Below are 21672 nucleotides of genomic sequence, written 5' to 3'. Positions count from 1 at the left end.
ATGTCGGAGTTTTAGTTACAACGCCATCAGCCAAGACGCTGATCTGAAAGGAAAGACTGTGAGCAACGCACTTTGGACTTACCCCTGGGATATCGCTGATATTGGACAGGAGGCGGTGTCGTCAGAGTTGCGAGAACTGGGTTTTGACATGATCAGCCTGGCGACGGTGTACCACGCGGGGCGGTTTTTGCAGGTGCGTAGCCCCAAGCGACGGGCGTATTTCCCCGAAGACGGCACGCTCTATTTTCGACCAGACGCAGCGATCTGGCAAGGAGAGGCAGTGCAGCCTTTGGTATCCTCTTTGGCACAAGAGCAGGACGTGTTGCGGGGCGTGATTGAAGCTCGGGACGCAGGCGGATTGGATGTGTCGTGTTGGACAGTGTGCCTACATAACTCGGCCCTTGGCTTTGCCAATCCAGACCTGGTTACGCGCAATGCGTTTTGCGACGCAAATTCGTATAACCTGTGTCCAGCTAACCCAAAGGCGCAAGCCTATGTGAGCAATCTGGTGCGGGATATTGCCCAGAATTATCAGCCGAACCGGATTGAGTTGGAGAGCCCAAATTTCCTTGGCTTTGCGCATGAGTACCACCACGAGAAAGACATGGTGGGCTTGCCGCCCGAAGGCGACTTCCTGATGGCGCTGTGTTTTTGCGAGCATTGTCAGTTGGCGGGGCAGGCCGCTGGACTGGATGTCGGGGCTATTGAGACGCGGGTGAAAGGTTTGATCGATCACATGTGTGAAGGGGACACCCCGACAAGAGTTTGTGCCGATTTCCCTGAGCGCGGTTTAGATGCGTTTGATTTGGATCCGGAACTGAGAGCTTACCTTGATTTGCGGTTCGATCATGTAAATGCGGTTCTTGAGCGGGCCAAAGAAGCTTGTGTCGCGGCAACTGAGTTGATGTTGGTTGACGGGCAAACTGGGTGGATTGGAGGCTGTGACCACATCGCCGCAGCTGAACTGGGCCTAAAAGTGATGTTGTGTGCGTATGACATGGGGCCGGAGGCGGCGCAGGATCTGGCACATTATGCACAAGGTTTGCCTAAAGAGGCCGGTGGGCAGGTTGGCTTAAGGTTGGGTTTTCCGGAGTTTGCGGGACGCGAGGCTTTGGCGGAACGGATAAACTTGCTGCGTTCCCATGGAGTCACCGGGGTGAATCTCTATAACTATGGATTGGTGCCCAAAGCACGGTTGGACTGGGTGCGTGGCTGCCTGTAAGCGCCCTCTTTTGAACCTTGTAAGGTCTTCGTTCTTTCATCGAAAAGGTGAATAATCTGTCACGTCTTCTCGTTCTAGTGTCGATTTTCAATTAACGATTGATTAACTATTATCCGTAACACTTTATGAATTGTTAACGGGTTTCTTGGTTTTGGAGGGGCGTATGGCGTGGCCGTCTGCCCGATTGGTGCGTTTGTTGGCTGTGTTGGCGATTATGCCAACAGCGGTGTGGGCCGGATTTGTGCTCACCCATGCCAAGATCAAACCATCAATTGCTCACGGACCGCTGATCGCAGCGCACGGTGATGTTGCCTGCGTGGCGTGCCATATGAGAACCCCGGGAACAGTGCGCCAACAGGTGCAGGCACAGGTGCGTTATGTGCTGGGCATGCGGCAAACTCCGGTTGATTTTGGGTATGCTGAAGTTGGCTCAGAACAGTGTCTTGCCTGCCATGCGCGCCCCAACGAGCGCCACCCGATCTATCGTTTCAGAGAACCGCGTTTTGCCAAAGCGGTTGAGCAGGTCGATGCGCGCAGCTGTTTGGGGTGTCACTCTGAACACGTTCCGCAAATTGTGACAGTGGAGCCAACCCTGTGTCGGGCTTGCCATGAAGATTTGAAGGTCAAAAATGATCCGATAGACACGCCCCATGAACGCCTTGTTTCGCTAAAAAAGTGGGACAGTTGCCTGGGATGTCATGACTTTCATGGAAATCATCCGGTGAGTTCTCCGACCAGGATGGCTGAAGCTCTGCCGGCGTTGAAAATCTGGAGCTATTTTCAGGGGGGCGACGATCCGTATGGCAGCCCAAAGTTCTACGAAGGGAAGGTGCAATGACATTATCGCGCATTTTTCTAACAGGTGTTTTGGGATGCCTGGCGGTCTATTTGTTTGTGTCCGCGCCTGCGCCTCTTCCAGATGGCGATGGTGAAATTGCGGGGTGCCGTCACCCAGTAAATGCGGTGTTTGACGGGGTGAATGCGATCAATGAAGTCGCACGCACGATGTACACCAAACGCATTGTTGGGGGGGGGATGGCAGCAGGTCTCAAGTATGGCGAAGATTGGCAGGAACCGGGTGTGGAACAAGGTCCGTTGCCTGCGCTGTTCCTGCGGGCCACTGCGGCACATATGGAAACACTGCCACCACAATTGGGACTCTATTTGGGATCGGACGCGCCGATCAACAAATCCAATTTGTTTGGGGTGGGGCAGGTGTCCGCGTTTGAGACAATTAAAGCAACACGCGCAGCTGTTTATTCAGACGATACACAAAGTGGGTTTCTGGCTATGTATCCGGATGTGGCGGGAGTTGCCCCTTGTGTAACTTGCCATAATGAACATCCAGACAGTCCAAAAAAGGATTGGAAGCTTAACGATGTGATGGGCGCGACGACATGGACTTATCCGCGTGCTGAAGTCACGGCAGATGAGTTTATGGGTGTGCTAGATGCGATGTATGCCTCTGTCGCGCATACCTATGAAGCTTATCTGAAAAAGACGGCGCGGTTTGAGGTGCCGGTTGAGATATCGGAGGGTTGGCCTTCGGCGGAGCAACGAGTTTTGCCAAGCGCCGAGGTGTTTTTGGCGGAGGTAAAAGTTCAAGCCGCGCCGGTGGTTCTGCAGGCGATGATGCGAGAGCGCCGTAGCCCTCGAGGAGAGGGGCAAGACACGTTGGCGGCGCAAGCAGATGAGGAAAGCAAACCATGCGGGTTCTAATCTCGACCTGGCAGAGAGCGCCTTACGTTTTGATAATATTGCTTGCAGTGGGGCTCGGGATGGCACTGCTAACATCTGATCTGAAGTCTGTTTTGCCAGAGCCACTTACGGGATTTGTGCAGCAGGTGGTAACTGGGGCGCTGTTGTTGAGTCTGCTGAGTTACCAGTGGGTTCTGTTTTTTAAGCGTGTGACCAAGGATAATCGAAATGCCCGACAGGTGGTGGTGCGTCACCGTTGGGTGGGCACTGCGGCGACGTTGCTTTTTGCGCTGCATGCGGTGCGGTTCGGTCATGTCTGGATGAGCACCTTGAGCGCGGTGGTGTTTCTCGTGGCCCTCACTGGTGTGCTGAACCGTGAGGTGCTGCGGTATCGCAGTCATACAATCTATCTTGTCTGGCTGTTGGCCCACATTGGGTTGTCGGCGGCGTTGGTACCGCTGGTAGCCGTGCATATCTGGGTGGCTCTGGCTTATCAATAAGGCCGCGCGTTATTGCGAAACCGCGTTGTAGGCGGACCACACGTTGTCCAACAGAGATTCGTCTGCGCCAGCCGCTTCAGCTGCCTGAAGCAGGCTTTGCGCTGCCTCTAGGTCACGGGGCATGTGAATGCCGGTGATCAGCTCGCCTGCCAGCATAGCTCCGGCGTCCCCAAATCCCCCTTCAAACGCCAACATGACCAATCCGGCTCCTGAGTTTGGGTTTTGCGGAATGCCGAGGCCTCGGATCATGCGGATACCACTATAGGCCAAGGCCACTGGATAACCCTTCTGTGCAGCGCGTAAATAGAAGTAGGAAATCTGTTCGTCATCGCCTGTGTAATAGGCGCAAGTGTCTGATGCCACGAGCCAGGCGAGAGCAGACAAGGCGGCCGGATCACCTGCTTGCTCGGGGTCGGCGGCTGTGAGCAAACGTGTAAAGGCAGCTTCATCCCCAGCGCAGGCGAGATCGCTTTCTGCGGTGTACATTGCGCGGGTTTCGGCGAACTCTGATAGTGGGCGCACATCTTGTGCCACCGCTCCGGTGGAAATTCCCGTTAGAAGTGGCAATAGAAGCAGCTTTTTCACGATGTGTCCTCGGATCATTGGTCTGGTTCGATCAACCCAAGCCCGCGTAGGTACACACCGATGCCACTTTCCAGCAGGTCTTCGGGGGCAAACGGGCTTTGGGTTCCGGGGGAGTTCCGCGCGTAGAGCTCGACAACGCCATGGCTCATCGCCCAGATGTGGGCGGAGAACATACTGGCAGGAGGGCGTTTCTCTGGTGGAATGTGCTTTGAGAGCTCAGCGGCTGCGTGCTCCATCACGCCTCGGGCGCGAGTGGCAACGGCGGCGAGCTCTGGTGTGCGGTTTACTGAAATGCCGCTTTCAAACATCGCAATGTAGTGGCCGGGGTATTTGCGGGCAAAGGCAAGGTAAGCGCGGCCCGTGGCTTCAAAGGAGGCCAGGGCGGACGGTTGGCCTTTGTCAAAAGCGAACTGCATCAGATCGGCAAAGATTTCATAGCCTTGGCGGGCGGCTTCGGCGATCAGGTCTTCGCGGCCTTCAAAATGGCGATAGACGGCAGCTGGCGTCACGCCTGCGGTTTTTGCGGCCTCAGAGAGGGTAAAGCCGGTAGGGCCCTTGGCCTCGATCAGGCTCAAGGCGGCCTCAACCAAAGCCTGGCGCAGGTTGCCGTGATGATAGCCGCGTTTAGGCATTCCAGATGTCCGGTCCGCCACAGATTTTGCTGTCGATTGCGCCAATCGCGTCCACGTCTTTGCGGTCATAAGGCAGGGCGTGCAGTACGGTGCTAATGGCGTTCAGCCGGGCGCGGCGTTTGTCATCGGAGCGGATGACCGTCCAGGGAGCCGCGTCTGAATGGGTACGCCGCAAAGTTTCGCCAATGGCAGCTGTGTAAGCGTCCCAGCGTTTCAGGCCCTCGACGTCGATCCAGCTTAACTTCCACTGTTTTAGTGGGTCAATCTCGCGGCTCAGGAAACGGCGCAATTGTTCGGCGCGCCCAACATTGAGCCAGAATTTAAATAAGTAAATTCCGTCGTTTACGAGGGTTTCTTCGAGGTTGGGAGCTTGGTGAAAGAAACGCTCGCGCTCGTAGTGCTCGCAAAAACTAAAGACCTTCTCAACGACACCGCGATTGTACCAGCTGCGGTCAAAGAGCACCAATTCGCCGCCTGACGGCAAGTGGTCAAAATAGCGTTGAAAATACCATTGAGTGCGCTCAGCATCCGTAGGCTTGGAGAGGGCCACAGTGCGAGCTCCACGTGGGTTTAAGTTCTCGCGGAAGCGCTTGATGGTGCCGCCCTTGCCTGCGGCATCACGGCCTTCAAAAACGCACGCGATGCGGGCGCCGCTTTCCTTGGCCCAGTGCTGCATTTTCACAAGTTCGATCTGCAAGGCTTCGAGCTCTGCTTCGTAGGTTTTCCTGCTTAAGCGGTCTTTGTGCGGATATGTGTCGGAGAGGATGTCTTTCTTGCCGGCTTGCTCAATGGCGGCACGCACCTCGGCCGGGGCCTCGTTCTCAAAGTAAGCGCTGATCGCGCCGTCAAAGGGCAAGTCCATGAAAGCTCTCCGTTTTCCCCAATATGGGGTGTCATGCACGTCAGTGCAATCGGGATGGCAGCGCCCCAAGTTTAAGCGCGAAGGTCAGTGATTTCATGGCCGATACGGGACATGTCAAACGGCGTGGTTTGATAGATCTCGGACACCCAGTTGCCGTAGAGCAAGTGTGCGTGGCTGCGCCAGCGGTTTTGCGGCGGATTGGAGGGGTTATCATCCGGGTAGTAGTTGGACGGCACATTGATGGTTGTACCCTCAGAAACGTCGCGATCGTATTCCTGTTTCAACGTGTCGCTGTCGTATTCGAAGTGATTGAAAATAAACAAGTCTCGCGTTCTAGGAGCCTCGATCAGGCAGGGACCGACGTCTTCAGAGTGCAGTAAAGTGCGCAGTTCCGGACGGGCATCAACCTCGTCTTGCCGGATTTCTGTCCAACGGCTCACGGGGATCACACAGTCATCTGAAAAGCCGCGCAAATACGGGGAGGAATGGGCCAGGTTTTGGTGGCGGAAGCAGCCAAAAGCCTTGTGGTCTATGATGTGTTTCTGCACGCCGTGGAAATAGTTGATCATCGCCATGCCACCCCAGCAGACGCCAAAGGTGGAGTGCACATGGGTGCGGGTCCACTCAAAAACCTCGCAAAGTTCTTCCCAATAAGTGACATCTTCAAACGGAAGATGCTCGATCGGTGCGCCTGTGATGATGAGGCCGTCAAACTTTTCGCCTGAGGCTTTAACATCCTGAAATGGACGATAAAATTCCGCCATGTGCTCGGCGGCAGTGTTGCGGGTTTTGTGCTCGGACATACGAATGAGCGACAATTCCAACTGCAACGGGGTGGCGCCGATCAGACGGGCAAATTGGTTTTCCGTCTGAATTTTCTTTGGCATCAAGTTGAGAAGCCCAATCCGCATCGGGCGGATGTCCTGACGGGAGGCCTGATCCGCGGCCATAACCATGACGCCTTCGTGCTTAAGCACGTCGAAGGCAGGCAGGTCGGCGGGAATCTTGATGGGCATGTCAGTCTCTTTGTCTGTTTGGTGTTTGAATAGGCGTGAGGGCCATAGTTAGGCGGGGACCGCGGGATGCTCAAGGGCTGCGGCGATCACGTCGACAAAATCTGCAGCTGTGGCGACCTGTGAGACGGCTTCTGCGGTCACGGTCACCCCCCAGCGGGCCATGGCCTCATAGCGTGGCTGTCGATGCGCCAAGGCTCGGCCATAGGTCCAGCGCACAAAGGTATCCGGGTCAACACTGCTCTCGTCTTTGCCAGTTTCATCCAGATAGGCATGCCAGCAGTCCAGCAGGAATTCCGGCTGATAATACATCGGCTTAGGCGACTTATCAAACCGACGTACCAGCTCTTCCGTGTGCGTATCCGAGCCTTTGATCCAGACCATCAATGTATTTTGTGACAGGGTGGTCATGATCGGATCTTTGGGATCGTTCGCATCCACTACTTCGCAGATCGAACCGCCAGTGTCACAGACAAAGTGGTCATAGCCATAGAGGTCATGGGCGCGGGAAATGAACGGCTCTGTGTCCATCAAAGAGGCCATTTCGGCGGTGCGATGTTGGCGTTGACGCAGCATGTATTCGGCGAAGGGCAGGCCGCCTTTTTCCGGGTTACCCGGCTTGCCTAGGTAGGTGGAGAGCGGGGCGAGATTGTTAAACGTGATGTTGGAGCCGATGTAGATACTGTCACTCATCAACAACTCGCGCAGAAACGGGACTTTCATGGCCTCGCGCTTGGCGTTGTCGGTGATGTGCTCGCCCATGTAACGGGTGCCAATGCGGTAGTCGACGGAGTAATGAAACCAATCGCCATTATCGCGCAAGGTGTTGGAAATATGCGTTTTTCCCAAGCCTGACATGCCAAAGAGCAGCACTCTTTTCTGCTCTGCGTCGCGCCAGTCTTGTGCAGATTTGTAGATCATGGCCCCATGCCCTTTTATCGGTGTTGCGCATTTTGGTACTGCGCCCGGCAGGGCGGGTCAAACGCAATCAGGAGGGGCGGCGTTAACGTATGGATTCCGTGTCGGTATAACGTCGGTATCGCGACTGTTTTGCGGAAGTGTGGTATGTTGACGTCAAGGTCAAGGTTAATCGGGCGGACGTTGCGCCCTGTAACGCCGTCAGCAAACGGTTAGCCTTTGCAGCCAGCTTTTGAGAGTTTGACGCCTGCGATGCTGTGATCCGCAAGCCAGTTCTTTTTGTCCCAGTCGCGGATGATGTCGCGGGTTTGGGCTGGCATGAGACCATATCTTGGCAGGATTTCCACCGCTTCGACAGCGGTCATTCGACAGCCATTGTCACGGATCAGTTGCAGCAGTGTGTCTGAGGCATCTTCCCCCGCCAAGGCAGGGAGGGCGGAGAAGAATAAAGTGGTGACAGCGGCAATCCGCGTGGAAAAGGTCATTTGGGGCACCCTCAATAAGCTAAACAATTGAGGTGGAGTTTCAGTTTGAATTGGTCGTTTGGTCAAGCGAAGCTTAGGGGGAGAAATTACCGCAGAGTGTCACAAGTGATGCGTGTTTGCGCAGGACTTTTGCCTTTTAGGGAAGCACGCCCCCTACACCCGAGGATATTTTTGATCAGAAGACACGGGCAAGGTTCGTAAGCACAAAAAAGGCGCGCCACAGAGCGCGCCTTATGAACTCTGTCGTGCAGTGGGCTACACCAACCGGCTGTTGTCTTTTGCCGCGCGTACAAAATCGCGGAACAGCGGGTGAGGGTCAAATGGCTTGGATTTTAGCTCCGGGTGGAACTGTACGCCGATGAACCACGGGTGATCTTCCCATTCCACAATTTCTGGCAGGCGGCCATCCGGGCTCATGCCGGAGAAACGCAGACCACAGGCTTCGAGCTGCTCACGGTATTTGATGTCCACCTCATAGCGGTGACGGTGGCGCTCTTCGATGGCGTTGGCGCCATAGGCAGCAGCCACTTTGGAGCCTTCGGTCAGAGCCGCGTCATAGGCGCCCAGGCGCATGGTGCCGCCTTTGGCATCGGTGGATTTACGAGTGACCTTGGCGTTGCCCTGCACCCATTCCTTGAGGTGGTACACAACCGGCTCAAAGCGGGTTTCGCCAGCTTCGTGGTCAAACTCTTCAGAGCCCGCGTCAGAAATGCCTGCTTTGTTACGGGCGGCTTCAATCACAGCCATTTGCATGCCGAGGCAGATGCCGAGGTAGGGCACTTTGTGCTCACGGGCAAACTGCGCTGCTTTGATTTTACCTTCGGTGCCGCGCTCACCAAATCCACCTGGGACCAGAATGGCGTCGTAGCCTTCCAAGAAAGGCGCCGCGTCGTCTTTGTCAAAGAGTTCCGCGTCAACCCAGCTCACGTTGACCTTCACCCGGTTGGCCATGCCGCCGTGGGTGAGCGCCTCTTTGATGGATTTATACGCATCTTCGAGTTGGGTGTATTTGCCGACGATGGCGACGTTGATCTTGCCGTCGGTGTTGTGAATGCGGTCGTTCACGTCTTCCCAAACGCGCAGATCTGGGCGTGGGGCTGGGGCGATGCCAAAGGCGTCGAGCACAGCTTGGTCGAGACCTTCGCGGTGATAGGCCAGCGGCGCTTCGTAGATCGACTTCAGGTCGTAGGCAGCCACAACGTGTTCTTTGCGCACGTTACAGAACAGCGCGATCTTTTGGCGCTCTTTCTCTGGGATTGGCTGCTCGGAGCGGCAGACCAGGATGTCAGGCGCGATACCGATGGATTGCAGCTCTTTTACGGAGTGCTGGGTGGGTTTGGTTTTGAGTTCACCGGAGGCGGCCAGATATGGCAGCAGGGTGAGGTGCATGAAGATCACATCGCCACGAGGCTTGTCATGGGAGAACTGTCGGATGGCTTCAAAAAATGGAAGGCCTTCGATGTCGCCCACGGTGCCGCCAATTTCACACAGCATAAAATCAACTTCGTCGTCACCGACGTGCAGGAAGTCTTTGATCTCATTGGTGACGTGCGGGACCACCTGAATGGTTTTGCCGAGGTAGTCGCCGCGCCGCTCTTTTTCCAGCACGTTTGAGTAGATGCGGCCGGAAGACACCGAGTCGGTCATGCGGGCCGGCACGCCGGTGAAGCGCTCGTAGTGGCCCAGATCGAGGTCGGTTTCGGCACCGTCGTCAGTCACAAACACTTCGCCGTGCTCAAACGGGGACATGGTGCCCGGATCCACGTTCAGATAGGGGTCCAATTTGCGCAGGCGCACGGTATAGCCCCGTGCTTGCAACAGCGCACCCAAGGCCGCAGACGCAAGGCCTTTGCCCAACGATGAAACAACCCCACCTGTAACGAAAATATAGCGTGCCATGTGCGTGGCATCCCCCGTGATTGTCGACCCATTGGTCGGACGTGTTGTCGATGTAGCAGCGCCCAAGTCAGTGCAGATTTCCCTGCAAAATTGACCCAGCATCACGGGACTTAAGTAATATAGGATTCGCAGACAAAAGGCAACCGGACCGCAAGATGCTGTTGCGGGTGGCGTATCGGCCTCAAGCTGTGGTGGATGCCCGAAAAGGGCAAAAAAGCAGGCGGCCCCGAGAGACCGCCAGAATTTGTTTACAGTGCGCGACGTTTAGTCGGCGCGTGGCACCAGTGGGGCATTGTCGCCCTCAGACGGTGGCAGAAGCGAGTCGCCGGCGCCTGGCAGAGCTGGTGCAGTTTCTTCCACAACAGGTGCGGAGGTGCCCAGGCGGTCAAATACCGAGCTGGAGGCAGAATCCCTCGCGGCGATCACGGTCAGGGAAATGGAGGTCACGATAAACGCGCCCGCCAAAATCCAGGTCACGCGGGTCAGTGCCGTGGCTGCTGCGCGGCCAGATACGGCGCCGCCGCCACCGCCCATGCCAAGGCCACCGCCTTCGGAACGTTGCACCAGTACGGCGCCAATCAGCGCCAAAGCTAGAAGAAGATGGATGATGAGGACAACGTTTGCCATTGGGACCTGTAAACTCAAGCGTTCGGATTGTTAGCCGGGTATGTAGGCAAGTTTGCGGCGGGGGGCAAGGTGGATTTGTGAAGTTGATCGCGCTGTGGTGCAGAAGTGGTTTTGAGGATGGACGCCGCTGGGGTGTTCTGGCAGGGTTTTGGCATGCCACATGATCATGACCACCCGCATTCTCACCTGCCATCGGACCCCGCGTTGCGGGTCAAGGCACTAGAAACATTGTTAACTGACAAGGGTTTGGTGAATCCCGCCGCGCTTGATGAAATCATTGATCTCTACCAAAATAAAATTGGCCCACAGAACGGCGCCAAAGTGGTGGCCAAGATGTGGCGTGATCCGGAGTTTCACAAACAGATGTTGGATGATCCGATGCCGGTGCTTCAGGAGATGGGGCTGTATGGGCGGCAAGGTGAACATATGGTGTTTGTTGAGAACACCGACGCGGTGCACAACATGGTCGTTTGTACCCTGTGCAGTTGTTACCCTTGGCCGTTGCTGGGGATTCCGCCGGGGTGGTACAAGTCGGACGCCTACCGCGCGCGCTCAGTGCGCGAGCCGCGTGCCGTGTTGGCAGAGTTCGGGGTGACTTTGCCGGAAGGCAAGAAGGTGCGCGTCTGGGACAGCACGGCAGAGGTGCGGTACTTGGTGGTGCCGCAGCGGCCTTTGGGGACGGAGGGTTTGTCTGAGGACGATCTGGCGGCGCTGGTGACGCGGGACAGTATGATTGGCACGGGCTTGGCACAGGAGCCGGGCGCATGAGCCGAATTCACGATATGGGCGGACGTCTGGGCGCGGGGCCTGTGGACCCGCAAGACGGCTATGAGTTTGGTGAGGCCAAAGACTGGCACAAGCGGGCGTTGGCGCTCAATGTGGCCTGCGGTTTTTTGGGTCAGTGGAATATTGATGCGTCGCGCCATGCGCGGGAATTGCTGGACCCGCAGGATTACATGTCCTTCAGCTATTATGAAAAGTGGATGGGCGGACTGGCGGATCTGATGGTGGATCGGGGTGTTGTGACTGTTAATGAACTGGCCAGCGGGCAGGCAGAGGGCGTGTCGCCAATTGCCGACAAGGCGGCGAAGCCGGAGTCGGTTGAGTCGGTTCTGACGCATGGCAGTCCTTACACGCGAGAGGGGGCGACGCCGAAGTTTGCGGTTGGCGCCAAGGTGAAAACCCGTCGGATCACGCGCAATGTGGCTGTGCGGGGCGGGCACACGCGTTTGCCAGCTTATGCGGCGGGGACAGTGGGCGTGGTTGTGTTGCGACACGGCGCGCATGTGTTTCCCGACAGCAATGCGCATTTCAACGGAGAGGCGGCTGAGTCGCTCTATGCAGTGCAGTTTTCCGCGCAGGAGTTGTGGGGGGCTGAGGCGGACCCGCGTGATGAGGTCGTGCTAGATCTCTGGGAGAGCTATCTGGAGGCAACAGAATGACCTGGTGTGGCGACAAACCGGAGCCAGCGTTTTCGGAACCGTGGCATGCTCAGGTGTTTGCGATGACCGTGGCATTAAATGAAGCGGGGCATTTTGTTTGGGCAGATTGGGCGGAGCGGTTTGGTGCAACGCTTAAGACGCACGGATTGGCTAAGGAGTTGGATGGCGGGGAAGATTACTTCAACGCGTGGCTTGAGACGCTGGAGGGGTTTCTGGCGGAGGCAGGGTTGGTTGAGGTTGGGGCTTTGAGCGACCTAAAAGATGGCTGGACTAGAGCATTTCTGAACACCCCACACGGACATCCCGTTCACTTGTCGGCCGGGGACAATCAGGCCTCCACGTCGTCCACATCCACCTGACCGGTCAGCATGCGGCGCACGATGGACCAGCCGAGGCCAATGCCCAGCACAATGGAGAGTGCGAGGATTGCCAGCCAGATGTTCACCGCGCCGTTGTCCAAGCTGAGCATATTGTAATCGTGCAAAACCCAAGCCACGGCGGCCAGCACAGCCAGCACCACACTCATGCCAAAGGCGCCAATCGAGCGCAGGGTGGCGCGTAGATAGATCACGTAGCCAATCAGCAGGAGCAGGCCGAGCAGCACGGTCAAAGGCAGCTCTTCGGCGTAGTTGACCCGCGCCCAGACAACATAATTGAACTCGGTTGGATTGTAGGTTGCTGCCAAAAGCAGGAAGGCGATCAGCCAGCGTAACAAGAGCCCCATCTCTGTCCCCTTAGATGTCTTGCCTGTGTTTTTTGCCAATCCTCGCGCAAAAAGGCGGGTTCTGTCCAGTCAATGACGCAGTTTGCGGTTTCGCAGGGCGCACAACATGGCTAAAAGGGCGCGGGTTTGAACTCTCTGCAAAGGACCGGATATGGCCAACGTTGTTGTTGTAGGCGCTCAGTGGGGCGATGAAGGAAAAGGTAAGATCGTTGATTGGCTCAGCGAACGTGCCGATGTCATCGCGCGATTCCAGGGCGGGCACAACGCGGGCCACACGCTGGTCATTGATAGCAAGGTGTATAAGTTGCACGCGCTGCCGTCTGGCGTGGTGCGTGGCGGGAAATTGTCGGTGATCGGTAACGGTGTGGTGCTGGACCCGTGGCACCTGTTGAACGAAATCGAAACTGTGCGGGCGCAGGGCGTGGATATCTCTCCTGAGACATTGATGATTGCGGAAAACACGCCGCTGATCATGCCATTCCACGGCGAGCTGGATCGGGCGCGCGAAGAAGCGGCCTCCAAAGGCACCAAGATTGGCACCACTGGTCGCGGCATTGGCCCGGCCTATGAAGACAAGGTTGGTCGCCGTGCGATCCGTGTTGCCGATCTGGCGGATGCTGCCACGTTGGAAGCCCGTGTTGATCGCGCGTTGCAGCACCATGATCCGCTGCGCAAAGGTCTGGGCGTGGAAGCCATTGACCGCGATGCGCTGGTTGAGAAGCTGAAAGAAGTTGCCGGGAAAATTCTGCCCTATGCGGCGCCGGTTTGGAAAGTGCTGAACGAAAAGCGCAAAGCGGGCAAGCGTATCCTGTTTGAAGGCGCGCAAGGCGCGTTGCTGGACATTGACTTTGGCACCTATCCGTTTGTGACCTCGTCCAACGTGATTGCCGGTCAAGCGGCCACAGGTGTGGGCATTGGTCCCGGCTCGATTGATTACGTGCTGGGCATTGTGAAAGCTTACACCACCCGTGTGGGTGAGGGGCCTTTCCCAACCGAGCTGTTGAACGCAGATGGCTCACCTGATGTGGACGGCGAGCGCCTTGGCACCCGTGGCCATGAGTTTGGCACCACCACCGGCCGTCAGCGCCGCTGTGGCTGGTTTGATGCGGCTTTGGTGCGTCAGACCTGTGCGACCTCTGGCATCAAAGGCATCTGCCTGACCAAGCTGGATGTGCTGGACGGCTTTGAGACGCTGAAAATCTGCGTCGGCTACGATCTTGATGGTGAGCGTTTGGATTACCTGCCCACGGCGGCGGATCAGCAGGCGCGGTGCAAGCCGATCTATGAAGAGATTGCAGGTTGGTCTGAGACCACTGAAGGCGCGCGCAGCTGGAATGATCTGCCCGCCAATGCGGTGAAATACGTGAAACGTGTGGAAGAGCTGATCGAGTGCCCTGTGGCGTTGTTGTCGACCAGCCCGGAGCGGGAAGACACGATTCTGGTCACCGATCCGTTTGCGGATTGATCGCATTGCATTCTCTGAGAGGGGAAACTGACATGGCCCTAAGTTACAAAGCCCGTCGCCGTGTGGCGCTCTTGGTGCTGCTGGTTGGCTTGCCAATCTACATTTTGGTGGCCTCGGTTCTGGCCACCACGATTGCGCCGGACTCGGTGTTGGTGACCTTGCTGTTGTATGTGGGGCTTGGGATCGTGTGGATCCTGCCGTTTAAATCCGTGTTCAAAGGCATTGGTCAGGCGGACCCGGATGCGCCCAAGCGGCGGTTTGACGACGATCCTTAGGGTGGTTTTGCAGAAATTTGGCGAGCGGCGGCATAATTGTGTCGCCGTTTTGCGTTTTTACGGGTTCGTTATCAAATCAGGTTGCAGGCCGGCGGTGGTCAACCCAGGTTGCTGCCATGGCCCAGTTGATTGACCGCCCTTCGTATTCTTACCGCACCGATCCGGATGTGCCTGAGTTTGACGACACCGGGCCGATAACGGTGATGGACGGCGATTGCGCGTTGTGCGGATTTGGCGCGCGGATGATTGCGCGGTTTGATACTCACGAGGATTTTCGCATTTGTCCGGGACAGACAGACCTTGGCACTGCATTGCTAGGCCACTTTGGAATGAAACCGGAAGACCCGGAAAGTTGGCTGCTGATTCTTGATGGGCGAGCCTATGGCTCGTTGGATGCGATTATCCGCGTCGGGCAGGCAGTGGGCGGCGTTGGGCATGGCCTGCGCGTTTTACGAGTGTTGCCGCGCGGCTTGCAGGATTGGATTTATCGCCGGATTGCCCGTAATCGATATGCGATGTTTGGCAGGGGCGACATGTGTGCCTTGCCGGATGAGCGGTTGAAGGCGCGGTTGTTGTTGAAATGAAAGATACATTTTCGTTAGACAACTCTCTGTTCCGCACGGCATTTGGAGGATCTTGGGAGCAATTGCCAAAGGTGACACGGCAGTTGCACGAGGTTCAGGGGCGGGTCTGTTTTGAAGGCAGTGCACAGGTTGAACGTGGCCAGGGTTGGATCGCGCGGTTGGTCGCGTTGTTCTTTGGCTTTCCACAGACACAGGAGAATTGTCCAGTTCGTGTGACCAAGACGCGGACCGATAAAGCCGAGGTCTGGGAGCGTGATTTTGGCGGGCATGTCATGCGCTCGCGGTGTGAGCTTGCGCCAAGCGCGGGGCGGTTTCGTGAACGATTTGGCGCGTTTCTGTTTGAAATGGACCTGAAAGTTGAGGATGGCGTCGTGCATATGCCAGTGCGGCGTGCATGGTGTTTGGGCGTGCCCTTGCCAAAATTTTTACTGCCGCTCAGTGAAACGCGGGAGTTTGAACAGAATGGGACGTTTCAGTTTGATGTGGCACTCTATGCGCCAACCGGCGGCTTGATGGTGCGCTATCGAGGGTCACTGAAACCCGCGCTCTGAAACCGATCCGTGCTGTAAAAAATGAAAAGCCCGATCAGTTGATCGGGCTTTTGCTTTGCAGTTTTGGGTTACCTTAACCAGCTTTGCTGTCACGTGGCTTAAAGTTGATCGAGGCATTGGCGGTGAACCGGCCACCGGCCACTTTGTCGATCTTCTTGTCGCGCAGCAGTTGACCAAAGGCACGCAGACCTTCTTCGCGGGTGAATTGTGGAATGTTCACCTCCCGTGACATCCGCATCAGCATCGGGCGGGAAAAACGCTCCAGACCCTCAACGTAGGTCAGGTATGCTGCCGCCGCTTCGGTGCTTTCTGGCAATTGGATTGCGCCCATGCTCGCGGCATAGTCTGCAAACCCGCTCAGTGTGGAACCTTTGGCGCTGACCGGGGCAGCGGACTTCGCGGCTTCGTCGCGGTCCAGTTGGTCAGAAGACACCCGGCGCGGACGAACAGGGACGCGGCGGGGGGCTTTTTGTACACTTTCAGTCTCAGACTGAGCGGGTTGTTCGGATTTGTTTTGCACAGTGGCATCAACACGTTGCGCGGCCACCAGCTTCAGCGGGGCTGCCGCAGATTTGGACGGTTTGGCCTCGCCGGATTTGCCACCTGGCACGGCGCGCACAACGGAGGCCAGGTCGTCGCGGTAAGCGACCGTGTCGTCTTTGCCTTTGCCGTCATTGCCAGCGCGCTTCTCAGCGCGGGTGGCGGCAACGGCAGCGCGCAGATGCGCAATGGCGCTGCGACGGCCTTTACCTTGGGGCTCTTCCATTTCGCTGTTGGCCTTGGCCATCAGGCGGGAGAGATCTGGCTCAGGCTGTTGGCGAGGCTCAACTTTTGTTTCGACCTCCGAAGCAATCGGTGTGTCCAAAACAACCGGCGCGTCTTCTTGCGGGGCAGCCTTTGGGGCGGCTTGCGCAACGTCGGACAGCTTCAACTCGGCTTCCACTTGCGCCAATTCAGCCAGCAGGTCTGCTTCGTCTTCGGGAGTCAGGCTGGTTGGCTTTGGAGCTTCTGGCGCAGGTGCCTGGGCCGTTTCGCCGTCGTCATCCTCAGAGGCTTCCAATTGGCCAGAGGCCACGGCGTCCTCAAAGTCAGCCTTTTTCATACGCACAACACGGGCACGCAAAGGGCGGACTTTGGGCTTTACTGGTTCTGGTGCGGGCTCGGCGGCGACCTCTTCGATCTCTTCAGCTTGTGCTTCAACCACTTCGGCGTCTTCGACCTCGGCCTGAGGCACAACGATGTCTTCGGACAGCTCAGCGGCGACCTCCACAGCGTGGTCGTCTTCGAGGTTGATCGGGGCCAAATCCATTGGCGCCAACTCTTCGTCGAAGATGTTGCTGTCAGCAGGGGCCTCGGCAGTGGTCAGCTCTGGCTGGTCGTCTTCGGCGTCTACAGCGGCGGTATCCGGCGCAGCCTCCACGCGGGCAACAACGGCGCGGATGCGCTCAAGTTTGGCGGCGATGGAGTTTTCCTCAAACTCCGGTTCATCGTCGGCGTCTTCCCAATCGGCGGCTTCAACGGAGTCTTCAGCCACGTCCTTGGCAAACGGGTCTTCGCCGTTGCTTTCAACAGGGGCGTCCAGAACCAAAAGGTTGGAAATATCGGCCTCGGAATCGGTTTGCAGTTGGTCATCAGACAGGGCGTCCACAGCGGACACGGCGGCGGAGATGCCTGCGAGGTCTACGTCTTCAACGGTGTCCTCAACGATGTCCGAAGCAACCTCAACGGCAGTTTCCTCGACGACCTCTTCGGTTTCTGCAATAATGGGTGCGTTTTCGGCCTCGGGCAGGCGGTCTTCTGCAATGGCGGCCATGACGCTGTCAGCGATGTTGTCTTCGGAGGCCAGATCAGGCGTGCCTTCAGAAACCACTTCCGGTGCGGGGTCCTCGGTCTCAGCAACTTCGGTCACGGCTGCTTCAACTTCAGCAGGGGTGTCTTCAGTCATAGGTTCTTCGACGAGCGCGTCTTCCGCTACGGTCTCCTCTACAGGAGAGGGAACGTTCTCCTCTTCGGCGGCAACCGGGGCGTCCTCAACAACAGCTTCCGCAACTTCTTCTACTGGTGTTTCAATCAGCTCTTCGGCGGGTGTGTCCTCAACGGCTGGCATGGCCGCCTGTGCCACAACCTCTTCAATCACAGGTGCTTCGGCCACAGGTTCAGGTGCTGTTTGTGGTTCCGGCTCTGCTTGCGCCACAGGTGCTGGCGTGGCCTTGGCCGCGTGCTGTTCCTTTTCTGCGGGCCGCGCGTCGCTTTGGTCTTTTGGCTCGCCGGCACTCAAAACGATGGCGCCATGATCCAAACGCGCACTGACGCGGCGGGTGATTTCTTTCTCAGCGATGCGGGCAAGCATCTCAGCATCCGGGGTCGGGGGCTCTGCACCGAAATATCGGTCGTCCGCCGCGAGATCCCTGAAATACTCAGCGATTGCCTTCATTGTATCAAACGACTCCTCAAACCCTTCAAGGGTGCAGGAGAATGTCCCGTAAGACACCGTGAGCACTTTGTTATTGGTAACCATCTTCTGCGGGTCCTTTGCACTACTCAGCAATCAAACTACCACCTAAGGAAAGTCGAAACGCGACCGATTCTGTGGAAGACAGGGTATCATTTCTAGGCCAAATTGTGGCGAGGGGCTTTTGAGAGGGGTGAAACGGGGCGAAATGGCAGCTATTGTTCACAGTTTGGAACCAATCACGCTGGTTGGTGCGGGATCGTTGCGCGATTCCGATATAGACGACTCATTGGCGCTTGCGCCGACGCTGGTGGCGGCAGACGGCGGTGCAGCGCATTGTTTGGCGGCGGATCACATGCCGGAAGCGGTGATTGGTGATCTGGACAGTTTGGATATGGTGCAGGCCGCGAGCATTCCGTGGGAGCGATTGCATGAGATCACCGAACAGGACAGTACCGATTTTGACAAAGCGCTGCGCCATATAGTGACTCCTTTGGTGGTCGCTGTCGGCTTTACAGGCGCACGTACGGATCACGAGTTGGCGGCGTATAACGTGCTGGTGCAGCGTGCGGATCGGCGCTGTGTGCTGGTTGGCGAAACAGATGTGCTGTGTGCGGTGCCTCCCAAACTTGCGCTGGATGTGCCTGTGGGCACGCGGGTGTCGCTGTTCCCAATGCGGGATGTGACCGGGCGGTCGGAGGGGCTGAAATGGCCGATTGCGGGCATTGAATTTGCGCCCGGTGGGCCAATAGGCACGTCTAATGCGGCAACTGCGGCGGTGACGCTGGAGATGGACGGGCCGGGCATGTTGCTGATCCTGCCCAAAGCGTTTTTGCCGCTTTTGGTTAAGACGCTGCTTGCGACGCCTGAAGCGTGGCCCGCTCCCTGAACACCACATAAAGACCGGCGGCCATTGTGATGCAGATACCAAGCGCGGCAAGCCCGTTTGGCCAGTCTCCAAACACCAGCCAGCCTATCAGGGCAGCAATGGGGATTTCGAGATACTGCATCGAGGCGAGAGTGGACGATGGCGCGTAGCGCAGGCTCCAGGTCATCAACAAATGTGCGGCGGTGCCAATCACGCCGATCGCCAACAGGAGGCCCCAGTATTGGGTGTTGGGGTTGGAAAGTGACAAAGCGGGCCACTCCAATGATTGTCCGACAAAAAGTGCAACGGCGATGAAGGCAGAGCCCAGCACGCCGCTGACCGCTTGTATGCCGATGGGGTCGGTGTCTTTGGCAATTTGGCGGGTGACCAACATAAAGAGGGCAAAAATCACAGCCACACCAAGTGGCAATAGGGCAGGGGCGCCCACTTCAACAAAGCTGGGCTGGATCACCATGAGTGTGCCTGCGAAACCAACAACACAGGCCATAAGACGTCGGATGCCCACCTCTTCATTTAGAACGTATTTGCCAAGGATCAGCATGAGGAACGGCATGACAAACGCGATGGCCACGGCGTCTGCCAGAGGCAAGTAGCGCAGGGCGGTGAACATAAAGGCAATGCCCGCGATGTGCAGCAGCGTGCGCCAGACCACCAGCTTGAACACACGCCCAGAGGTGCGCCAGGGGCGGCGGGTGAGCACCACTATCGGAATCAAGATCACCGCCTGGATGGCAAAACGGATGAATACCAGTTGCCCCAGTGGGACCGCGCCGGACAGGAGTTTGGCCACAGCATCGCCTAATGGGGCGAGTACACAAAAGCCAAGCATCAGAAGGATGCCAAGCAGGGGGCGGTCTTGGTGGAGTGAATGATCGTTCATTTCGGCACGCTAGGGCGGCGGGTTAACCAAGGCAACAGAAAGATTGTGCTGACACAATGTGCTGGGGTGCTCAGAACTCGGTGATGCCTGCTTGCACGGGACGTTCCAGATACGTGGAGAGCGCCACATATGTTTTTGTGCTGACCACGTCCGGCATGTCATAGAGCCGTTTGAGCAGAGCCTCCATTGCCTTGGAGTCCTGCATACGTACCTTCAGCAGCATACAGGTATCACCGGTGACAGAATGGATTTCCTCCAGCTCAGGAAGGTCACGTAACTCCATCATCGCAGCGGATTTGCCCTACCCGGTGGTGTCGACATGCAGAAAGGCCAAAAACGGTTTGCCGGTCATTGTTGGGTCGAGCTGCGCGGTGACGCTCGAAATACGGCCGGTGGCTTTGTAGCGCTTTACGCGTTCATGCACTGCGGGGGCGGAGAGGCCAACCTTATCACCCAAAGTGGCGTAGCTTTGTTCGGCGTCTTCGCACAGAAGCCCTAATAGTTTTCGGTCTATGGCGTCCAAACCCTGGTTGTCTTTGAGTGTCATCTGAACCTCATTCGAAATTTTTCTAATCTTGCAAAATGACATAAACATCCTGTCCGTATTTGGCTATCCATTCTCAAAAATACGGAGAGTGTCATGAAGCCGGTCTGGGTGTTGATGTGTGCAATTGGGGTTGTCGGGTCCAACTCGTTGGTGTTGAGCCCAATCGCGGCGGATGTGGCGGGGGCGTTTGAGGGCAAAGCGGCGTCTGATGTGATGCTGGCGTCAGCGGTTTATGGCGGGGCCACCGCGATGAGCGCGCTGTTTTTGGCGCCACGCGCGGATCAGATTGGATTGAAGCGCGCGTTGATCCTGGCCTTGGTGATCTTGGTGGCAGCTTTGTTCACGAGCGCCTTTGCACCATCCTTGGAGGCATTGACCTTGGCGCAGGGGCTGGCAGGCCTTGGCGCGGGGCTAGCGTTGCCAGCCACCTACGGCTTGGCGGCTGATGTGTCCCCCAAGGGGCAGGAGAGTGCGACGCTGGGCAAAGTGCTCACGGGCTGGACGTTGAGCCTTGTGGCAGGCGTGTCTTTTGCGGCGGTTCTGGCGGATATGCTGCATTGGCGGGCTGTGTTTGGCCTGATGGCGGCGATGAGTGCCGGGTTGATTGTCCTGATCTGGAAGATGCAGGTGCCACAACGGCCTGCCGTGCAGGTTGTATCGCCGTTTAAGGCGTTTCGTGTGCCGGGGCTTATGCCAATTCTGTTGGCGGTGGTGGCGTTCATGAGCGCTTTTTACGGTCTCTATGCTTTCCTTGGCACCCATCTCACCACAGTTCTGGGCTTTTCCACGGGCCTGGCCGGGCTTGGGGCGCTGACTTATGGGGTGGGTTTTGGCGTAGTGGCACCTCTGGATCGGATGATTGACCGCTTTGGCGCCACACGGGCCGCGCCGGTGGTGTTTGGCGCGCTGCTGCTGGTTTATCTGCTCATGGCGGTATGCGCAGGGCAAGGGCTTGCGATCTTTGGGGTGTGCCTGCTTTGGGGGGCGGTGAACCACTTGGGGCTCAACATCCTTGTTGGGCAATTGACAGCGCTGTCACCAAGTCAGCGGGCGGCCATTATGGGCATTTACAGCGCGACCACCTATGTGGCGATGTTTGTGGGCACCGCTGCGTTTCGGCCGGTGTTTGAAACACAGGGATTTGCGGTGGCGTCACTGTTGTCTGCTGTTTGCATTGCGCCCGCGTTGATTGGCGCGCTTTGGGCGCTGCGTCGGGCAGGGCGCGCGGTGGTGTCCGCCGCAGAATAAAAAACGGGCCGACACAAAGGTCGGCCCGACAGGGAGTGAAGTCGGGCGATGGATCGACGCCCGGCTTCGGGGAAAACCTTAGCGGTTCATGCGGTTTTCGATGAGATCGTCCACAACAGCGGGTTCAGCCAGCGTGCTGGTATCCCCCAAGGCGCCATAATCGTTTTCGGCAAT

Annotated in this window: 26 protein-coding genes; 13 read left to right on the top strand and 13 right to left on the bottom strand. The window is 57.2% G+C overall.

Annotation, left to right across the window (positions count from 1 at the left end; genetic code table 11):
- Nucleotides 1-58: 58 nt before the first annotated feature.
- From QZ517_RS03760 to QZ517_RS03745, 4 genes are all read left to right on the top strand, one after another.
- Nucleotides 59-1222: a hypothetical protein gene (locus QZ517_RS03760; protein WP_294222323.1), complete on the top strand. Its 1164-nt coding sequence runs from the start codon at nt 59-61 to the stop codon at nt 1220-1222.
- A 163-nt stretch (nt 1223-1385) separates the two neighbouring features.
- On the top strand, nt 1386-2060 hold the full coding sequence (locus QZ517_RS03755) for a cytochrome c3 family protein (RefSeq protein ID WP_294222320.1): 675 nt from the start codon (nt 1386-1388) through the stop codon (nt 2058-2060).
- The gene (locus tag QZ517_RS03750; protein ID WP_294222317.1) at nt 2057-2941 is read left to right on the top strand and encodes a DUF3365 domain-containing protein; all 885 of its coding nucleotides are present in this window, start codon (nt 2057-2059) and stop codon (nt 2939-2941) included. Before QZ517_RS03755 ends, QZ517_RS03750 begins: the two co-directional genes overlap by 4 nt.
- Nucleotides 2942-3000: 59 nt before the next feature.
- The gene (locus QZ517_RS03745; RefSeq protein ID WP_294222314.1) at nt 3001-3420 is read left to right on the top strand and encodes a hypothetical protein; all 420 of its coding nucleotides are present in this window, start codon (nt 3001-3003) and stop codon (nt 3418-3420) included.
- Nucleotides 3421-3429: 9 nt separating this feature from the next.
- On the opposite strand, the gene QZ517_RS03740 is transcribed toward QZ517_RS03745, so the two are convergent.
- From QZ517_RS03740 to secG, 8 genes are all read right to left on the bottom strand, one after another.
- Nucleotides 3430-4005, bottom strand: a complete 576-nt coding sequence (locus QZ517_RS03740) for a hypothetical protein (RefSeq protein ID WP_294222311.1) — start codon at nt 4003-4005, stop codon at nt 3430-3432.
- Nucleotides 4006-4019: 14 nt separating this feature from the next.
- On the bottom strand, nt 4020-4637 hold the full coding sequence (locus QZ517_RS03735; protein ID WP_283426392.1) for a TetR/AcrR family transcriptional regulator: 618 nt from the start codon (nt 4635-4637) through the stop codon (nt 4020-4022).
- Nucleotides 4630-5499, bottom strand: coding sequence for a polyphosphate kinase 2 (ppk2, locus tag QZ517_RS03730; protein ID WP_294222307.1), 870 nt, complete (start codon nt 5497-5499; stop codon nt 4630-4632). Before ppk2 ends, QZ517_RS03735 begins: the two co-directional genes overlap by 8 nt.
- 71 nt (nt 5500-5570) lie before the next feature.
- Entirely contained in the window at nt 5571-6515 is a 945-nt protein-coding gene (gene metA / locus QZ517_RS03725) for a homoserine O-succinyltransferase (RefSeq protein ID WP_294222305.1), read from the bottom strand.
- Between the two features lie 48 nt (nt 6516-6563).
- Nucleotides 6564-7433, bottom strand: coding sequence for an ATPase (locus QZ517_RS03720; RefSeq protein ID WP_294222300.1), 870 nt, complete (start codon nt 7431-7433; stop codon nt 6564-6566).
- A gap of 209 nt (nt 7434-7642) precedes the next feature.
- Nucleotides 7643-7915 (bottom strand): hypothetical protein, encoded by a 273-nt coding sequence (locus tag QZ517_RS03715; protein ID WP_294222297.1) that lies wholly within the window; start codon nt 7913-7915, stop codon nt 7643-7645.
- 255 nt (nt 7916-8170) lie between these two features.
- A complete protein-coding gene (locus tag QZ517_RS03710) occupies nt 8171-9814 on the bottom strand; it encodes a CTP synthase (RefSeq protein WP_294222295.1) in 1644 nt (547 codons plus the stop codon).
- A 264-nt stretch (nt 9815-10078) separates the two neighbouring features.
- A complete protein-coding gene (gene secG, locus QZ517_RS03705) occupies nt 10079-10441 on the bottom strand; it encodes a preprotein translocase subunit SecG (RefSeq protein WP_294222292.1) in 363 nt (120 codons plus the stop codon).
- 153 nt (nt 10442-10594) lie between these two features.
- Here secG and nthA point away from each other — a divergent pair, with 153 nt between their 5' ends.
- From nthA to QZ517_RS03690, 3 genes are read left to right on the top strand one after another with little or no spacing between them, the layout of a single operon-like run.
- The gene (nthA, locus tag QZ517_RS03700) at nt 10595-11209 is read left to right on the top strand and encodes a nitrile hydratase subunit alpha (protein ID WP_294222288.1); all 615 of its coding nucleotides are present in this window, start codon (nt 10595-10597) and stop codon (nt 11207-11209) included.
- Nucleotides 11206-11883 carry a nitrile hydratase subunit beta gene (gene nthB, locus QZ517_RS03695; protein ID WP_294222285.1) on the top strand — a complete coding sequence of 226 codons (678 nt, stop codon included), beginning with the start codon at nt 11206-11208 and terminating at the stop codon, nt 11881-11883. The genes nthA and nthB overlap by 4 nt, the downstream gene beginning before the upstream one ends.
- Nucleotides 11880-12242: a nitrile hydratase accessory protein gene (locus QZ517_RS03690; RefSeq protein WP_294222282.1), complete on the top strand. Its 363-nt coding sequence runs from the start codon at nt 11880-11882 to the stop codon at nt 12240-12242. The genes nthB and QZ517_RS03690 overlap by 4 nt, the downstream gene beginning before the upstream one ends.
- Here QZ517_RS03690 and QZ517_RS03685 read toward each other — a convergent pair.
- Nucleotides 12212-12607 (bottom strand): DUF6524 family protein, encoded by a 396-nt coding sequence (locus QZ517_RS03685; protein WP_294222281.1) that lies wholly within the window; start codon nt 12605-12607, stop codon nt 12212-12214. The two genes, QZ517_RS03690 and QZ517_RS03685, sit on opposite strands and share 31 nt — an antisense overlap.
- 151 nt (nt 12608-12758) lie before the next feature.
- Here QZ517_RS03685 and QZ517_RS03680 point away from each other — a divergent pair, with 151 nt between their 5' ends.
- The 4 genes from QZ517_RS03680 to QZ517_RS03665 all read left to right on the top strand — a co-directional run bounded on the left by QZ517_RS03680 (nt 12759) and on the right by QZ517_RS03665 (nt 15482).
- Entirely contained in the window at nt 12759-14072 is a 1314-nt protein-coding gene (locus QZ517_RS03680; RefSeq protein ID WP_294222279.1) for an adenylosuccinate synthase, read from the top strand.
- A 32-nt stretch (nt 14073-14104) separates the two neighbouring features.
- Complete coding sequence (locus QZ517_RS03675; RefSeq protein ID WP_294222276.1) at nt 14105-14347, top strand: DUF2842 domain-containing protein; 243 nt, start codon at nt 14105-14107, stop codon at nt 14345-14347.
- Nucleotides 14348-14463: 116 nt separating this feature from the next.
- On the top strand, nt 14464-14931 hold the full coding sequence (locus tag QZ517_RS03670) for a DCC1-like thiol-disulfide oxidoreductase family protein (protein WP_294222273.1): 468 nt from the start codon (nt 14464-14466) through the stop codon (nt 14929-14931).
- Between the two features lie 71 nt (nt 14932-15002).
- On the top strand, nt 15003-15482 hold the full coding sequence (locus tag QZ517_RS03665; RefSeq protein WP_294222270.1) for a DUF4166 domain-containing protein: 480 nt from the start codon (nt 15003-15005) through the stop codon (nt 15480-15482).
- A 73-nt stretch (nt 15483-15555) separates the two neighbouring features.
- On the opposite strand, the gene QZ517_RS03660 is transcribed toward QZ517_RS03665, so the two are convergent.
- Nucleotides 15556-18000 (bottom strand): hypothetical protein, encoded by a 2445-nt coding sequence (locus QZ517_RS03660; RefSeq protein ID WP_294222268.1) that lies wholly within the window; start codon nt 17998-18000, stop codon nt 15556-15558.
- A 142-nt stretch (nt 18001-18142) separates the two neighbouring features.
- Between QZ517_RS03660 and QZ517_RS03655 the strand changes: the two genes are divergently transcribed.
- On the top strand, nt 18143-18823 hold the full coding sequence (locus QZ517_RS03655) for a thiamine diphosphokinase (RefSeq protein ID WP_294222265.1): 681 nt from the start codon (nt 18143-18145) through the stop codon (nt 18821-18823).
- Here the strand turns inward: QZ517_RS03655 and QZ517_RS03650 are convergent.
- The 3 genes from QZ517_RS03650 to QZ517_RS03640 all read right to left on the bottom strand — a co-directional run bounded on the left by QZ517_RS03650 (nt 18780) and on the right by QZ517_RS03640 (nt 20250).
- Entirely contained in the window at nt 18780-19703 is a 924-nt protein-coding gene (locus QZ517_RS03650) for a DMT family transporter (protein ID WP_294222262.1), read from the bottom strand. The two genes, QZ517_RS03655 and QZ517_RS03650, sit on opposite strands and share 44 nt — an antisense overlap.
- Before the next feature lie 70 nt (nt 19704-19773).
- Nucleotides 19774-19989 carry an Lrp/AsnC ligand binding domain-containing protein gene (locus QZ517_RS03645; RefSeq protein ID WP_294222259.1) on the bottom strand — a complete coding sequence of 72 codons (216 nt, stop codon included), beginning with the start codon at nt 19987-19989 and terminating at the stop codon, nt 19774-19776.
- Between the two features lie 15 nt (nt 19990-20004).
- The gene (locus QZ517_RS03640; RefSeq protein WP_294222256.1) at nt 20005-20250 is read right to left on the bottom strand and encodes an AsnC family transcriptional regulator; all 246 of its coding nucleotides are present in this window, start codon (nt 20248-20250) and stop codon (nt 20005-20007) included.
- 93 nt (nt 20251-20343) lie between these two features.
- Here QZ517_RS03640 and QZ517_RS03635 point away from each other — a divergent pair, with 93 nt between their 5' ends.
- Nucleotides 20344-21498 (top strand): MFS transporter, encoded by a 1155-nt coding sequence (locus QZ517_RS03635; RefSeq protein ID WP_294222253.1) that lies wholly within the window; start codon nt 20344-20346, stop codon nt 21496-21498.
- Nucleotides 21499-21672: the final 174 nt, after the last annotated feature.

The sequence above is a fragment of the uncultured Shimia sp. genome (genome assembly GCF_913054185.1).
Classification (GTDB): Bacteria; Pseudomonadota; Alphaproteobacteria; order Rhodobacterales; family Rhodobacteraceae; genus Shimia.
This window is presented reverse-complemented; position numbering and strand designations above follow the sequence as displayed.